Source organism: Savagea faecisuis, from assembly GCF_042675605.1.
Classification (GTDB): domain Bacteria; phylum Bacillota; class Bacilli; order Bacillales_A; family Planococcaceae; genus Savagea; species Savagea faecisuis.
The window spans coordinates 43,208-57,847 of sequence record NZ_JBHTJF010000023.1 but is presented as its reverse complement, the minus strand read 5'-3'; the positions used below and the strand labels follow the sequence as shown (position 1 = coordinate 57,847).

General features: G+C 45.1%; 14 protein-coding genes, 1 CRISPR repeat array and 1 riboswitch. Of the genes, 7 read left to right on the top strand and 7 right to left on the bottom strand.

All coding sequences use genetic code 11. The features are described 5' to 3' along the window. Positions 1-35 precede the first annotated feature (35 nt). Entirely contained in the window at positions 36-392 is a 357-nt protein-coding gene (locus tag ACFQ0V_RS07985) for a hypothetical protein (protein ID WP_381012033.1), read from the bottom strand. Between the two features lie 426 nt (positions 393-818). Further along, positions 819-862, top strand: a riboswitch (PreQ1 riboswitch). Between the two features lie 8 nt (positions 863-870). Between ACFQ0V_RS07985 and queC the strand changes: the two genes are divergently transcribed. The 3 genes from queC to queE are packed head-to-tail and all read left to right on the top strand — an operon-like array spanning position 871 to position 2,664. Then, positions 871-1,536, top strand: coding sequence for a 7-cyano-7-deazaguanine synthase QueC (gene queC, locus ACFQ0V_RS07980; RefSeq protein WP_381012031.1), 666 nt, complete (start codon positions 871-873; stop codon positions 1,534-1,536). Further along, positions 1,533-1,961 carry a 6-carboxytetrahydropterin synthase QueD gene (gene queD, locus ACFQ0V_RS07975; RefSeq protein WP_381012028.1) on the top strand — a complete coding sequence of 143 codons (429 nt, stop codon included), beginning with the start codon at positions 1,533-1,535 and terminating at the stop codon, positions 1,959-1,961. The genes queC and queD overlap by 4 nt, the downstream gene beginning before the upstream one ends. After that, the gene (gene queE, locus ACFQ0V_RS07970; protein ID WP_381012026.1) at positions 1,954-2,664 is read left to right on the top strand and encodes a 7-carboxy-7-deazaguanine synthase QueE; all 711 of its coding nucleotides are present in this window, start codon (positions 1,954-1,956) and stop codon (positions 2,662-2,664) included. Before queD ends, queE begins: the two co-directional genes overlap by 8 nt. Before the next feature lie 38 nt (positions 2,665-2,702). Here queE and ACFQ0V_RS07965 read toward each other — a convergent pair whose 3' ends face one another. The 3 genes from ACFQ0V_RS07965 to ACFQ0V_RS07955 are packed head-to-tail and all read right to left on the bottom strand — an operon-like array spanning position 2,703 to position 4,713. Further along, positions 2,703-2,894, bottom strand: coding sequence for a hypothetical protein (locus ACFQ0V_RS07965; RefSeq protein WP_381012023.1), 192 nt, complete (start codon positions 2,892-2,894; stop codon positions 2,703-2,705). 60 nt (positions 2,895-2,954) lie between these two features. After that, entirely contained in the window at positions 2,955-3,539 is a 585-nt protein-coding gene (locus tag ACFQ0V_RS07960; protein ID WP_381012020.1) for a LysE family translocator, read from the bottom strand. A gap of 13 nt (positions 3,540-3,552) precedes the next feature. After that, on the bottom strand, positions 3,553-4,713 hold the full coding sequence (locus tag ACFQ0V_RS07955; RefSeq protein ID WP_381012017.1) for an aminotransferase class I/II-fold pyridoxal phosphate-dependent enzyme: 1,161 nt from the start codon (positions 4,711-4,713) through the stop codon (positions 3,553-3,555). A 171-nt stretch (positions 4,714-4,884) separates the two neighbouring features. On the opposite strand from ACFQ0V_RS07955, the gene ACFQ0V_RS07950 reads away from it, so the two are divergent. Beyond that, entirely contained in the window at positions 4,885-5,856 is a 972-nt protein-coding gene (locus tag ACFQ0V_RS07950; protein WP_381012015.1) for a bifunctional metallophosphatase/5'-nucleotidase, read from the top strand. Here ACFQ0V_RS07950 and ACFQ0V_RS07945 read toward each other — a convergent pair. From ACFQ0V_RS07945 to ACFQ0V_RS07935, 3 genes are all read right to left on the bottom strand, one after another. After that, positions 5,800-7,953 carry a DEAD/DEAH box helicase gene (locus ACFQ0V_RS07945; protein WP_381012012.1) on the bottom strand — a complete coding sequence of 718 codons (2,154 nt, stop codon included), beginning with the start codon at positions 7,951-7,953 and terminating at the stop codon, positions 5,800-5,802. The genes ACFQ0V_RS07950 and ACFQ0V_RS07945 overlap by 57 nt on opposite strands. Before the next feature lie 138 nt (positions 7,954-8,091). Next, positions 8,092-9,340: direct repeats of the CRISPR family, unit length 33 nt; unit sequence ATTTCAATCCACTCCCTCTAAGCAGAGGGAGAC. Positions 9,341-9,525: 185 nt separating this feature from the next. After that, positions 9,526-10,641 carry a YcjF family protein gene (locus ACFQ0V_RS07940; RefSeq protein WP_381012010.1) on the bottom strand — a complete coding sequence of 372 codons (1,116 nt, stop codon included), beginning with the start codon at positions 10,639-10,641 and terminating at the stop codon, positions 9,526-9,528. After that, entirely contained in the window at positions 10,638-11,732 is a 1,095-nt protein-coding gene (locus ACFQ0V_RS07935; protein WP_381012006.1) for a GTPase, read from the bottom strand. The genes ACFQ0V_RS07940 and ACFQ0V_RS07935 overlap by 4 nt, the downstream gene beginning before the upstream one ends. A gap of 143 nt (positions 11,733-11,875) precedes the next feature. Between ACFQ0V_RS07935 and ACFQ0V_RS07930 the strand changes: the two genes are divergently transcribed. The 3 genes from ACFQ0V_RS07930 (at position 11,876) to panF (ending at position 14,616) form a co-directional block, all read left to right on the top strand. Then, a complete protein-coding gene (locus tag ACFQ0V_RS07930) occupies positions 11,876-12,793 on the top strand; it encodes a cation diffusion facilitator family transporter (RefSeq protein ID WP_381012003.1) in 918 nt (305 codons plus the stop codon). A 114-nt stretch (positions 12,794-12,907) separates the two neighbouring features. Then, complete coding sequence (locus tag ACFQ0V_RS07925) at positions 12,908-13,171, top strand: YhdT family protein (RefSeq protein ID WP_381012001.1); 264 nt, start codon at positions 12,908-12,910, stop codon at positions 13,169-13,171. Further along, positions 13,171-14,616 carry a sodium/pantothenate symporter gene (gene panF, locus ACFQ0V_RS07920; protein WP_381012067.1) on the top strand — a complete coding sequence of 482 codons (1,446 nt, stop codon included), beginning with the start codon at positions 13,171-13,173 and terminating at the stop codon, positions 14,614-14,616. Before ACFQ0V_RS07925 ends, panF begins: the two co-directional genes overlap by 1 nt. Positions 14,617-14,640 lie beyond the last annotated feature (24 nt).

The window sequence follows — 14,640 nt, the reverse complement described above, 5'->3', positions numbered from 1 at the left end:
ACTCCTCCCCTCGATGAAATAGGCTAATCTTTCTATTATTTTTCCCAAATGATAATCGTTTCAGCGCTCACTTGTTTTTGTGATTCGCCTTTCGCTTCACCATTGTAGTGAATTTCGATGTAATCTTCTGTACGAATACTTTCATACACGCTTAAATCGATATTGTGCGTCTGTACTTTAATGACGTCACCTTGTTCAAACTCGTATCCCGTCACCGCTTCTTCTACTTCTACTTGCAAGTCACGGTCATTAATTTCTAACACTTCCCCGTAAATTAACCCTTCCGGCGCTTTCGAACGTCCGTCCTCGATTTCCGCAAGTGGATCGGATTGACAAGCTGTTAACACAACTAAAAAAAGAACCGCTCCGAGCGTCACCATCCATCTCTTCACATATGCCACCACACTTTCTTTTCACTTCTTTTTCTATTTTACTTGCTTTACATGAAAACTTCATGTAAATTAGTCAATCTATGCAAAATGATTAAAGGAGTGGGTGTCTTTGATTTGTGACTTTTGTCAAGAGGAATTAGAGAACAGAGAACCTTGTCGAGCGGCGATGACCGATCCATCGATTATCATTTGTTACAATTGTGCACGGATTACGTATACGACTTTACATAGTTGAATTTATCCGGATAGTGTTCCGGATGATGATGAAGATGAAGACGAAGAAGATTTTGATTTTAATGCAGCCCTTCATTAAATAGTAAATAGCCGAAAGAGAGTACAGGAGTGAATATTCCGCGTGCTCTCTTTTTTATAGTCGTGCTTTGTTCAGATATGTGCTATACTTCAAAATGTTTCTCGATAGAGAGACGTTTAGAGGTTCGCGAAATCCCTCTCTAAAAAACTAAGGAGATGAACGATTATGAAATTACATGAAGAAAAAGCGGTCGTCGTATTTAGCGGCGGTCAAGACAGTACGACATGTCTCTTTTGGGCATTGGAACACTTTGAAGAAGTGTATACGATTAGCTTCGACTACGGGCAACGTCACAAAGCCGAATTACAACATGCCGAAGCGATCGCAAAAGAAAGAGGCGTTCCTTTTTACGTCATGCCGATGCAAGTCATCAACGAGTTGTCCCCGAACGCTTTAACAAAAGCGAACATTCCGATTGCTGAACGAGAAGACGGATTGCCGAACACTTTCGTCCCAGGACGCAATCATTTATTTTTCTCATTCGCTGCCGTCTATGCGTACTCTGTCGGGGCACGCCACATCATTACAGGTGTGAGCGAAACCGACTTTAGCGGATATCCCGACTGTCGTGACGATTTTGTGAAAGCGTTAAATGTCACCGTCAATTTAGCGATGGATGCGAATTTCGTTTTCCATACGCCGTTAATGTGGTTAGACAAAGCGGGCGTTTGGCGCTTAAGCGATGAACTCGGCGCACTCGATTACGTCCGAGAACGCACGCTCACTTGTTATGAAGGCATTCCAGCAGACGGATGTGGCACATGCCCTTCTTGTGTATTGCGTCAAGAAGGATTGGAACAATATTTACGCGAAAAGGAGGCAGAAGCATGATTCAACAAATTTACCCTTCTGTCGCCCACGACTTTCGCTATGAACTAAATAAAGATATGCATTTTGCTGCAGCGCATTTCATTCCACATGAAGCGGCGGGCGTTTGTGCAAATATGCACGGGCATACGTATTTCGTCAATGTGACAATCGCAGGCGATGAACTGGATGAAGTCGGCTTTTTGATCGACTTTAAAGAATTAAAACGAGCGATTCATGGCGCCTTCGATCATATGGTAATGAACGATCACCCTGCCTTTACGAACGTATATCCGACGACAGAACGTGTCGCAGCATACATTTGGCAAGCGGTGCAGCAAAAATTAGATGATAAATCGAACGGTGCGCGTTGCCTCCAAGTGTTCGTGCGTGAAACACCGACGAGTTACATTTGTTATCGTCCGAAAGCGAGTGATTTCCGTGGCTAAAATTCCTGTACTCGAAATATTCGGACCGACGATTCAAGGAGAAGGGATGGTCATCGGTCAAAAGACGATGTTCGTCCGCACGTCCGGTTGCGATTATTCTTGCGCTTGGTGCGATTCAGCCTTCACTTGGGACGGCTCTCAAAAGCCAACACTCCTCGCGCCGGAAGCAATCATTGAAGAGCTCGACCATCTCGGACTATCCCGCACAGGACATGTTACGCTATCCGGCGGAAATCCACTGCTCCATAAAGCGCTCGGAGAACTTGTTTCATTATTGAAAGAACGCGATATTTCACTCGCAGTGGAAACACAAGCGACGTTTTGGCAAGATTGGCTCCTTGAAATCGACGACATTACATTGTCACCGAAGCCACCGAGTTCTGGGATGACGACAGACCTCGACAAACTCGACGCCTTTATCGACAAGCTCGGTTCTGCGAATTACAGCTTGAAAATTGTCATTTTTGACGAAGCGGACTATGCGTTTGCGAAACAATTGTACGTGCGTTATCCGAACGTCCCTTTCTATATTCAACCTGGCAATGCCGAGACGGAACAATCCGATGAGCGAGCAGCTTCTGCTTACTTACTCGAGCGCTACGAATGGCTCATCGAACGCGCGACGAATTGTGACACGATGATTCATGCGCGCGTCCTCCCTCAACTTCACGCCCTCGTCTGGGGAAATCGCCAAGGGGTGTAAATGCAAAAAAACGAGAGACATGACGTCTTCTCGTTTTTTTATTTCCATAAGTTTTTCGTAATCTTTCGAGCTAATTTATTCGCTCCTCCGTGAGATGCTTTGTACGTCTGTTTATTCATCAAGCGCTTCGCAATTCTTTTCGGATCTCCCGATGCTAATGTTTTCACATCGTTGACCATCGTCGCAGCCTTCCCAATTTTGCGCGACAATTTGTACAATTGTTTTTCCATCGCGATTCCCCCCTAGAATTTTTCCATTATTTTAACATTTAACATGAAAAAAGTCACTCTTTATAAAAATAGGGCAACGGCACAGTATACGAGTAAAAGAGCCATAATATTGTTAAAAAGACGCTCTTCTCGCTCAATCCACGTTTGGAATAAGCCCCCAAGCATACTCCAGCTAAATGAACTTAAAAATCCGATTCCACCGAGTAAACAAGCGAATAAAAATAAAGAAAGTGGTGAGGAGTAATACGGGATGACGAACGAAGACATGACGGTAATTGCATAGAAAATCGCTTTCGGGTTCACAAACTGCATGACGACTCCCGTGAAAAAGCGATTGTTCGCTTCGATTTGTTCGGTATTTTGTTCGTTTCCTGTACTTTTCCACACTTGATACGCTAAATAGAGTAAATAAATCGCTCCGACAATTTTCATTCCCCACTCTATTTTCGGAACCCATGTCGCAAGCAATACCCCAAATACACTGCTTGCGACGATTAAACTAAAAAATCCGACCGACACACCGACGCAAAAGCGCAATGTGCGACGGACAGACGTTTGACTCGCAAACGTCATCGCCATAATATTGTTCGGTCCTGGTGTGAAACTCGACACGACCGCGTAAATGAAAAATGGCATCCACGGCATGATGCTCTCCCCTTTAATTTAATTTCGTCAAACGTTGAACCGCTTCTCGTAATTTCTCTGCAGGCTGAACGAGCGCAATGCGGACATACCCTTCGCCTTCTGAACCGAATGAACTTCCAGGCACCATGACGACACCGACTTTTTCAATCGCTTGAATCGCAAACGTTTCATCGTCGAGTTCAAACGGATACTTCGCCCAAACGAACATGCCCCCTTCTGAATCCGCGACGTCCCATCCTAATTGTTCGAGCCCTTCTTTTAAAACATGGTGACGTTCTTTAAACACTTCACGGAGTGGCACCGTAATTTCTTCCGCTCGGTCTAATGCAGAAACAGCCGCTTCTTGAATCGGTTCGAATACCCCGTAGTCTAAATTCGATTTCAATTCTTTTAAAATGCGGATCGCATCCCGATTTCCGACGAAGTAAGCGATGCGTGCCCCAGCTAAGCTAAAACTTTTCGATAATGAATTCGTCTCCAATCCGACTTCTTTCGCCCCTTCTGTCGCTAAAAAGCTCGGGAATGGCTCATCCGTATAATAAAATTCCGAATACGCCGCATCGTGCAAAATTAAAATATGATATTTTTTCGCAAAAGCGACCGCCGCTTCAAAAAATTGCTTCGTCGGAGTTGCTGGGACTGGATTTCCTGGCAAATTTAAAATCATTAATTTCGCACATTTCGCAATCTCTTCTGGAATCTCCTCAAACTGCGGTAAAAATTGATGTTCTTTCAATAATGGCATGTAATACGGTTCCGCTCCTGCTAAACGAATGCCCGCATCATATGCGACATAGGCTGGATTCGTCGTCAACACGACATCCCCCTCATCACAAAAAGCGAGTGGTAAATGAACGAGTCCTTCTTGAGAACCCATCGTCTGCAAAATTTCCGTCTCAGGATCTAACTCGACACCGTCCCGTCTTTTATAGTAACGCGCGACCGCTTCATTAAATCGCGCCGTCCCTGCCATCGTATAGCCGTAACGACTCGGGTCGGCACTCGTCTTCGAAAGACGTTCACGCACGAACGAAGCAGGTGGCAAATCAGGACTCCCTAAACTTAAATCGATGACCGATCCCCCATTCGCTGTTCGTTTTGCCATCACTTCGCGCAATCGCACGAAAATAGACGGTTCAAAAATAGACATTCGTTTCGCTTGTTGAATTTTCAATGTAACGTCCTCCTTCAAAATAACATACGAATAGTATACTATATTCTGAATACTCTAGATACTTATTTTCAAAAAACGTTTCATTCCCTTTCATAAGAGGTACAAATGCAACAATCATCATCCCTTCACATACTATTTTTACACTTAGATTACTTGAAAGGAGAATGTGCTATGACAACGATGACTTTTTTACAATTGAATGATGTCCACGGATATTTACACGAACATCCTGAATGGTTTTTACAAGACGGAAAAGAAACATTTCGACAAGTTGGAGGATATGCGAGGCTCAAGACGATGATCGACCGCATTCGAGCGGAAGAAGAACATGTCTTGTTATTCGATAATGGAGATACGTTTCACGGAACGTATCCTGTCGTCAAAACGAAAGGTGAATCGCTCATCCCGATTTTGAACGAACTCGGATTTGATGCGATGACGGGTCATTGGGATTTCGCCTACGGACCCGAACATTTACAACAGCTCGTTCAACAACTACACTATCCATTTTTAGCGAACAATTGCTTTCAGAAAGAGACGGACGAACTGCTTTTCCCTCCTTCTATGCTCCTTCCCGTCGGTGACACGATGATCGGAATCATCGGCATCGCATCGCCCATCATCGACAAAACGATGCCTGCTTCTTTTTCGGAAGGCGTTTATTTTACGAACGGGGATGAGCGTCTACAAGAAGAAATAGATCATTTAAAAGAACGCGGAGCAGAACTGATTGTCATTTTATCTCATCTCGGCTTTCCGCAAGAGACGAAGCTTGCCGAATCATTCGATGACATCGACATCATATTAAGCGGACATACGCATAACCGATTAACGGAGCCCGCTACTGTGAACGATACACTGCTCATCCAATCCGGTTGCCACGGTTCGTTTCTTGGAAAATTAACGGTGACGGTCGAACGAGGTAAGATCGTTCATTATACACATGACCTGCTCGAAGCTGAAGCGAGCATTCCAGAACATGCCGAAACGAAAGCGCTTGTAGACGAAGCGATGGCGCCTTTTGAACAATCATTACAACAAGTGATCGGAACGACAGAACTGCCATTACATTGTCTTTTTCTACTTTTATTTAAGCAACGTCTTCTCGATTTCATCATTAATTGCACGAACAAACAGTTCTAGGCGGTGGCCGAAGTAAAGTTGTAGGAAGACGTTTTGTTCCCATTGTTGTTTCAGCCACTGTACTTCTTCACGGCGGGATAGTTCGTGAGTCATAATGTGCTCGACGTAGCGTTCGATACTCGTTTCTTCCCGCTGTTCGAAAGCGTAGAAATTCGGAATTTGTTCCGTCATCGCATAATGTTGGATGAGCGCCCGAATGTCGCGTGTTTCGTATGCCGGGATGTAAGAAGCTTCTTGGAAATATAAACGTTCTGCTTCTCGCGTTAAAGCGGTAAGTCGTTCGTCGCTTAACCGCTCATCTCGCAAGTCTCTAGCGACGAGCTCAGGCAATCCTTGCATCAGTTTCGCATAACTTTCGGCTGTGCTTTCAAAAATGATAATTTCTCTATGTTCTGTAACCTCTCCCTCTTCTGTCGGAATGAGCAATTCAAATAAGTACAATCCGAGAGGAATCGACTTTTGAAAAGGAATTTCTTTCAGCCAGCCGTCGCGATCGGTTGAAAGTTGTTCGACATAGGCACGGATCATTTTCGTCGAAAGTAATTCAGTGACGAGTCGTTCTTGACGCGTGTCTCGCCCATTTTGAACATCTTCACCTACGAGTAAATGACGCGGGTTTTCCCAAGCGATCGTATTGGACCAATCGTCGATGAAGCTGACGATATACGCATGACGCGTTCCCCCTGCCCGCTCTCCACGCAAAGCGCGTCCGAGCATTTGTGTCATCAATATTTTACTCGTCGTCGGTCGTGTTAAAAAGACCGTTTGGACATTCGGTAAATCTGTCCCCTCCGTCAACATATTCACATTGATTAACACGGGAAATTCTCCGCGCTTAAATGCTGCGATATGTCGGCGCCTTGCTTCTTGAGACGTGTCGATACGCAATGTGTCGTCTGTGACGCTCGAAATGATTGCCTCAGCATGAATCCCTGATAAGCGGAACGTTTCCCGAAGTGCAATCGCATGAACCCGGTTCATCGCAAAGACGAGCGTCTGGCCGTACTCCGCTTCATGTTCCTTATAATGTTGAGTGATCAGTTCATTTCGTTGGTGATTGTCCGTTAATTGACGCGATACGTGTTGCGGTAGTTTATCCAACGCTTGAATTTGGTGGATGTCTCGTTCTTTCCAATCCGTCTCGACGATGTAATTCGTTTCTACATCGATGAGGTGAGGCTCGGCTAAAATTCCTTTTGTAATGAGCTGGGTTAAGTCGATTTTATAGACGATATCATCGTGAAAAATAGCACGCATCGACCCGACTTCTTCCTCCACCGTACGAAAAGGAGTTGCCGTTAGTCCGAGCAAAGTCACCGATACGACAGCTTCTAAACTTTCCAACAGTTCACGATACGTTCTCGCTGGCGCATGATGCGCTTCATCAATGATGACGAATAACTCTTCATCATTAGCGAGCCACTGTTGCAAAACCGCTTCTTGCCGATACAAACTATCTTTACTCGCAATGATGACATCGTCCGTCATTTCAATCGCTCGCGCGCGTTCATGGACGCCGGATATGACACGACAATGATAGTTCTCGCGCTCTGGGATTAGCTCTTCGTAGGAGACATTCAAAAAGGCGTGATGCGCTTGGTCAAGCAACTCATGACGATGAGCGAGCCACAGCACTTTTTTCCCTTCTGCGATGCTCCGCTTCGCAAGAAAACGTGCCGCGGTCGCCGTCTTTCCTCCACCTGTCGGCAAGACGAGCAAGCTTGAAAAATGACGTTTTCGTTCATATAAGCGGTCTAAATGACGGAGAGCCTCTTCTTGATGAGGGTACGGTCGCTGTGGGGTAAATCTACTTTGCACAGTAACTTTTGTTGTAGCCTTCGTTTCTGATAGATGCATCTGTTCTTCTTTCTCTACTTGAAAATGAATCGCTTTTTCAAGGGAGACGGTGGCGATCGTTTCGCCTGGATTGACGTAATGTAGCCCATATACTTCCATCATTTCATGCCACCGTGTCACGAACGCTTCCGTACGACGTTTCGTTTTACATTGGCGCAAAATCGTCCTCACCTTCACTTGCGTTTGGCCGTTTTGATTTTGCTCCGCTCTCTCTTTTAATTTTTCTACATATTGTCGCATACCCGCCGCTCCTTTTCTTTACTGCCCCAATTATCTCAAAACCTTCTTTTTTGTAAAGTAGTTCTCTTTTGAAAATAAAAAAGAGCAGATCGTTTCTGCTCTTTCAAACTATCCTTTCGAGTCGGCGCTTTTCTTTTTAGTTTAATCTACTCCCCCTAAACAGAGGGAGACACGTGTCTAAATAAAACCGTTGCACGAGTTCGTCATTTCAATCCACTCCCTCTAAGCAGAGGGAGACGGAGTTTACACATTAGAGTTTAACGCATCACCTATTTCAATCCACTCCCTCTAAGCAGAGGGAGACTCAAGGCCAGGATGGTTGCGATTAACAGATCGCCCATTTCAATCCACTCCCTCTAAGCAGAGGGAGACGTTATGTCTGCAAAGGCGATGTCGATGTACATTTATTTCAATCCACTCCCTCTAAGCAGAGGGAGACGTTTTGTGTAGCTAGATGACTCGCAACACGATAAATTTCAATCCACTCCCTCTAAGCAGAGGGAGACACTACGTTGTGACCTTGACCGTACAGCACACTTACTATTTCAATCCACTCCCTCTAAGCAGAGGGAGACGCCTTGTTGGGTATTGCAATCATATTTAGGATGGATTTCAATCCACTCCCTCTAAGCAGAGGGAGACCTAACGCTTCGCAAAGCTGTTTTTGGGTATGCTATTTCAATCCACTCCCTCTAAGCAGAGGGAGACTTTCCATCCTTTATCGACTTCAACTTTCCCTTTGACATTTCAATCCACTCCCTCTAAGCAGAGGGAGACGGTCGCTATTAGTGTTCGTCGGCTCTTTAGCATCATTTCAATCCACTCCCTCTAAGCAGAGGGAGACAACTCTTAAATTGTTCACCATAATGTTTTAAGAAATTTCAATCCACTCCCTCTAAGCAGAGGGAGACTGGCGTTACAGACTGCGCTAAAATCAGCTCTAATATTTCAATCCACTCCCTCTAAGCAGAGGGAGACAAAGAGTTTGCACCAAACGAAATCATTAAAGAGCTAATTTCAATCCACTCCCTCTAAGCAGAGGGAGACGAAAATAATCGATGACACAAAAGCAAAGTATAAGGAGATTTCAATCCACTCCCTCTAAGCAGAGGGAGACGTCGTTCCAAATCGCGCGCCAAAAATCACAATCACAATTTCAATCCACTCCCTCTAAGCAGAGGGAGACTCCCATGACCAATAAAGTAAAGCCGTCTCGGTTCATATTTCAATCCACTCCCTCTAAGCAGAGGGAGACTGTAGAGGTAGAGTTGAGGAAAGCGGAGGAATCAATTTCAATCCACTCCCTCTAAGCAGAGGGAGACTGTAAGCTAACTCTTGCCCGTCAACGATTGCAATTTCAATCCACTCCCTCTAAGCAGAGGGAGACTGCGAGGGGTTGTTGTTTTTCCCCTCTATTACTACATATTGTGCCTCATTTCCCTTTTTCTTGCAAGCAATCGCTTATATTTCACTAAAACTTCATAAAGTACGCTATTTTCTTTGCGAAGGTCCTGGGGTTTTCATGGGCACTTCGGGTTCGCGGGGTGATTGCTCTTTCGAACGGTCCTTCATTCAATCTTCGGATTCATCATTTTTCTTTTTGAACACCGTGTCGAAGATCGATTGTATTTGGTCAGGGGACATGAAGTTGTTGAAGAAGTCGACGACGGATAAGTTCGCTTCTTCTTTTTCTTTCACTTTAAATTGATAGCAAATTTCGTTCACCGTGTAGCCGAGCGCATACGTTAACGACGTGGCGACCGTCGCGTTCATCGCACCTCCGACGATGCTGCCCGCTCCTGGTACGAGTTTCGCCGCTTGAGCGGCTGCGGAGCGCCCTAAGTTCGCCATGATTGTGCCACCAATTAATCCTTGCAACGCTTGCATAAATTCATGTTGCGATCCTTTTAAATCGTACATGCGAATGAGATCGGCTACCATTTTCGTCTGATTTGCAATTAAAAGCGGCGCATCCGCGAACGGAATCGGAGTGAGCGCGACGGTGCCACTAATGGCTGATGCTTTGCCGACGAGGTTGATGCCTTCTTTTCGTTTCAACTTCATATGATGGCGTTGTTTCATCGCAAAGCTTTGACGTTGTCCTGCTTCTAGTTGTGTCCCCGACCATTCGATTAACGCTTGTAAGTCTAATTTGTCGATTAAAGCAGGCACTTGCGACACCGCAAAGACAGGGACATCGAGTTTTGCGAGTTCCGCTTTCATCGCTTCCAAACCGTCCAAATCCGTCTGGTCCGCTTTCGTTAATACGGCACATACCGGCCACTGTTCTCGCTTGCACTGTTCGATAAATTGAATGTCGTAATCGAGCACGCGCCGGCTCGCAGCGGATACGCAATGCCACATTAAATGAAGTTTTTCCGTTGCCATCATATTTGCGATTTCTCGTTCATACAACGCATGTGTCGCGTCCGTTAGTTCGTATCCTTTCGTATCGTAAATGACGATCGGATAGTCTTCTTTCGTATATTTTTCAGTTTGTTGGGTGACGGGTGTACCGACGCCAGTTTGCGCTAAGTCTTCATCGAATACGAGGTTGACGAGCGTACTTTTTCCCGCTCCTGTCGCCCCACTTACTAAAATGTGGACATCTTCCCCTTCGTATTTTTTCTCTAATTGTTCTTGAACGCCGACAAATAATTGTGCGACGACTTGATCTTTCATTTTCATCCTTGTGCTCCTCTCGTTTTTTCTTCCAACACGTCAATATTTCGTTCGATTAATGAGCGAATGGATGGCATCGCTTCACGTATCAGTTCATCCGCTTGTTCTTCGTAACGTTCGGCTAGTTTTTTCTTCGTTTGCCAAAGTTTGCTGATTCCTTTTGCCGTGTAGTATGGAATCGATAGTAACGGAAGTAAGACGATCGCGATGCCTTTCATCACTTTTTGGACCGTTTCGACGATTTGCATCGTCCATTCTTTCACTTCTTCCCAAAACGCTTCCATATCGGTAATCGCTACACTTGAATCCCCGAACAAAACATTTAATTGATTGTTGTACAGTTGATAAACAGCGCCTAACTCTTCTTGAATGACGCGCGAAGTGATCGTTTCGTAAAAGTGCTCTAACGAATACGTCGCTATTTTTTCCGCTTCTTTTCGTGAGTCCGCTTGTAACATCGCTTGCTTCACGAGTTCGACGCGCTCTTTCATCACATATTTAATCCGAATCGGCAACTGATGGCGCAATGATTGAAAATAGTTTTGGCGAATTGTCGCAAGCAGTTGTTCTTTTCCGAAATAATGCAATGTTTCCCCTGTGAGTAATGTCATTTCAACGCTGTTGACACGAACGATTGTCACTTGTTCAGACACTTGTCGTTTAATTGTTTGTTCTAGCTTAGCGAGTTGTACTTCTTCTACTCCGCCACTTTTCGTTAACGCGACGACAACTTCAATGCCCGCTTCACGCAGACGATTTAACACGTCCACTTCAAACGGCTCGATACGAGCGCCTTGTGCGTCGATACAGTAAAGCGCGATATGAATCCATTCTTCGACACGTTGCTCTGCGCCGTGTTCACGTAAAAAGTGAGCGAACTGTTGAAACCATACGTCACTTTTACCCGCTTCCATTCCCCATGAATCAATGAGCGTAATCGGCACTCCTTGCAATACTTTCTGCTCTTTAAAAAAGCCTTCCGCCGTTACCGGACGGCCTACGCCTGTTTCGCGGACATTTTCTTCAAATAAATAATTTAATAACGAGCTTTTGCCGACACCACTTTTTCCTAAAATTAAAATGTTTACCGTTTCCATCCGTTCGTCACCTCATGTTCTTTACGTCTCGTCGATTCGTGAAGTTTCATCTTCTCTTTTCATTCTACCCGATTTTTGCCAATCGATGTATTTCCACTCTTTTTTTCATTTTTTTGCTATACTGAAAGAAAAGGGGGAATTGCATGGAACATGCGCATAGTCATGATCATCACGACCATTTTCATGACACGCGAAATATGAATCGAAAAGCTTTAATTTTCACTTTACTTTTAACATCTACCATTATGATTGTTGAATTTGTAGGAGGACTTTGGACGAATAGTTTAGCGCTCTTGTCGGACGCTGGGCATATGTTGAGCGACGCGAGTTCGTTAGCGCTCAGTCTCATTGCGATTTCTTTCGCGATGCGCCCACCTTCTCCGAATAAAACATTCGGCTATTACCGTTTTGAAATGATGGCCGCTCTTTTTAACGGTGTGACGCTGTTCGTCATCGCTGGATTTATCATTTATGAAGCGATCGGCCGTTTCGCTGCACCGCCGAATGTCGCGAGTGGTACGATGATTTTCATTGCGACGATCGGACTCATTGCCAATCTCGGAAGTGCGACGATTTTATTGAAGAAAGGTGACGTGGAAGGGAATTTAAATATGAAGAGTGCGTATCTTCACGTACTCGGGGATTTGCTCGGCTCTGTCGGTGCGATTATCGCGGGAGTCGTCATGTACTTTTTTGAATGGTACATCGCCGATCCAATTATTTCCGTCGTCGTTGCTTTACTTATTTTAAAAAGCGCTTGGGGTGTGTTTAAAGAAAGTATGCACGTCTTAATGGAAGGTGTGCCCCGCCATATGGATTTTGATGAAGTGGAACGTGCTCTCAGTTCTTTAGATGGTGTCGTAAAAGTGCATGATTTGCACATTTGGGCGATCACATCGGGGATGGATATGTTAAGTGCGCATATCGTCGTGGAGGATGACGTCGATGAGCAAGTCGTTTTACAACGAGCGATTGACGTCTTATACGAGCAATTCAAGCTCGAACATAGTACGATTCAAATTGAAAAGAGTGAAATCGTGCACGGAAAATTAAACATTTAACACTTTGCAAAAGACGTTTCGCTAAAATACGTGCGGAACGTCTTTTTCCTCTTTTCATTCTTGTGCGACATGCGTACAATGGAAAACAGATTCATATAAGAGGAGGTTATCCATATGAAAGATCAACGTTTTCGTATCGCGAATCGCGAAGCATTGATCGGCGTTGGACTTGTCATCATTAACTTTGCGATTTGGTTCGGCTTCGCATACGGACTCGGAAGTACCGATCCTAAAAATTATACATATGTGCTCGGCTTCCCTGCTTGGTTTTTTTATAGCACGATGGCAGGTACCGTCTTTATGATTGCGCTCATTATTTTCGTCTTAAAACGTTACTTCAAAGACGTACCGTTTGACGATGAGGAGGAAAAATTATGATTCATTGGCAAGTCATCCTTCCACTCGTCCTCTTTTTAATCCTTATTTTTATGATTGGTATTTGGGCGAATACGCGATTGCGCCAAAGCGATTCTTTTTTACAAGAATACTTTTTAGGCGGTCGGGAAATGGGTGGGTTTTTACTCGCGATGACGATGATTGCAACATATGGGAGCGCTTCGAGTTTTATCGGAGGACCTGGTGTCGCCTATACGAAAGGACTCGGCTGGGTATTGCTGGCGATGGCGCAGTTACCTGCGGGCTATTTCGTCTTAATGGTGCTCGGCAAAAAGTTCGCGATTATCGCGCGCAAATTTAATACGATTACGCTCATCGACTTTTTGAAAATTCGTTATCAAAGCGATGCGATTGTGCTACTTTCTGCGCTTGCAATTATTATTTTCTTATTTTCTTCGATGACGGCACAATGGGTCGGAGGCGCTCGTTTAATCGAGTCGCTCACTGGTCTTTCATACACGACCGCATTGTTCATTTTCGCAGCGAGCGTCCTCATTTACGTCATTATCGGCGGGTTCCGCGCAGTCGCTTTAACAGATGCGGTGCAAGGATCGATCATGGTGATTGGGACGATTATTTTACTCGTCGGGACGATCATCGCAGGTGGTGGTATTGAAGCGATTATGGCTTCGCTCGTCGCTGAAAACCCTCAGCTCATTACGCCGTTCGGAGCGGAGGGAGATTTAACCCCGTTATATGTCTCCACGTTTTGGATTTTAATCGGGATTGGCGTTGTCGGGCTTCCTCAAATTGCGGTGCGTGCGATGAGTTATAAAGACTCGAAAAGTATGCACCGAGCGATCATTATCGGAACGATTGCGATTGGAACGATTATGTTCGGCATGCATTTAATCGGAGTGTTCGCACGTCCGATTTTGCCTGGCATTGAAATCGGAGACAAAGTGATGCCTCTTTTAACATTGGAAGTACTCCCTCCATTTGTTGCGGGATTCGTCCTCGCCGCTCCGATGGCTGCGACGATGTCGACCGTGAATGCTTTACTCATTCTCGTCAGCTCGACCGTCGTGAAAGACATTTATTTAAATTACGTCAAACCAGAAGCATCCGAAACGTCGATTAAACGAGTCAGCTTCTGGACGACGAGCATCATCGGGCTCGCTGTCGTTTTATTTGCGATGAATCCGCCGAGCTTAATCGTCTGGCTCAATTTATTCGCATTCGGTGGACTGGAAGCGGCATTCGTCTGGTCCGTCGTGTTCGGCCTATATTGGAAAGGGGCGAACAAGTACGGCGCGCTCGCTTCCATGGTTGTCGGGATGACGTCTTACATCGCCATTTCGATTTGGTGGCCACACGTATTCGGCATGCATTCGGTCACTTTGCCGATTTTGTTCTCGTTACTCGCCTTTCTCATCATGAGTATCGCGACACACAGGCGTGTGCAACCTTTCGTTCTTTTCGATTAACAAAATAAAACGCTTCCCCGTATT

Coding starts and splice junctions, on each gene's coding strand:
- queC (WP_381012031.1), top strand. CDS start 871: ATGAAATTACATGAAGAAAAAGCGGTCGTCGTATTTAGCGGCGGTCAA.
- queD (WP_381012028.1), top strand. CDS start 1,533: ATGATTCAACAAATTTACCCTTCTGTCGCCCACGACTTTCGCTATGAA.
- ACFQ0V_RS07965 (WP_381012023.1), bottom strand. CDS start 2,894: ATGGAAAAACAATTGTACAAATTGTCGCGCAAAATTGGGAAGGCTGCG.
- ACFQ0V_RS07960 (WP_381012020.1), bottom strand. CDS start 3,539: ATGCCGTGGATGCCATTTTTCATTTACGCGGTCGTGTCGAGTTTCACA.
- ACFQ0V_RS07950 (WP_381012015.1), top strand. CDS start 4,885: ATGACAACGATGACTTTTTTACAATTGAATGATGTCCACGGATATTTA.
- ACFQ0V_RS07945 (WP_381012012.1), bottom strand. CDS start 7,953: ATGCGACAATATGTAGAAAAATTAAAAGAGAGAGCGGAGCAAAATCAA.
- ACFQ0V_RS07940 (WP_381012010.1), bottom strand. CDS start 10,641: ATGAAAATGAAAGATCAAGTCGTCGCACAATTATTTGTCGGCGTTCAA.
- ACFQ0V_RS07935 (WP_381012006.1), bottom strand. CDS start 11,732: ATGGAAACGGTAAACATTTTAATTTTAGGAAAAAGTGGTGTCGGCAAA.
- ACFQ0V_RS07930 (WP_381012003.1), top strand. CDS start 11,876: ATGGAACATGCGCATAGTCATGATCATCACGACCATTTTCATGACACG.
- ACFQ0V_RS07925 (WP_381012001.1), top strand. CDS start 12,908: ATGAAAGATCAACGTTTTCGTATCGCGAATCGCGAAGCATTGATCGGC.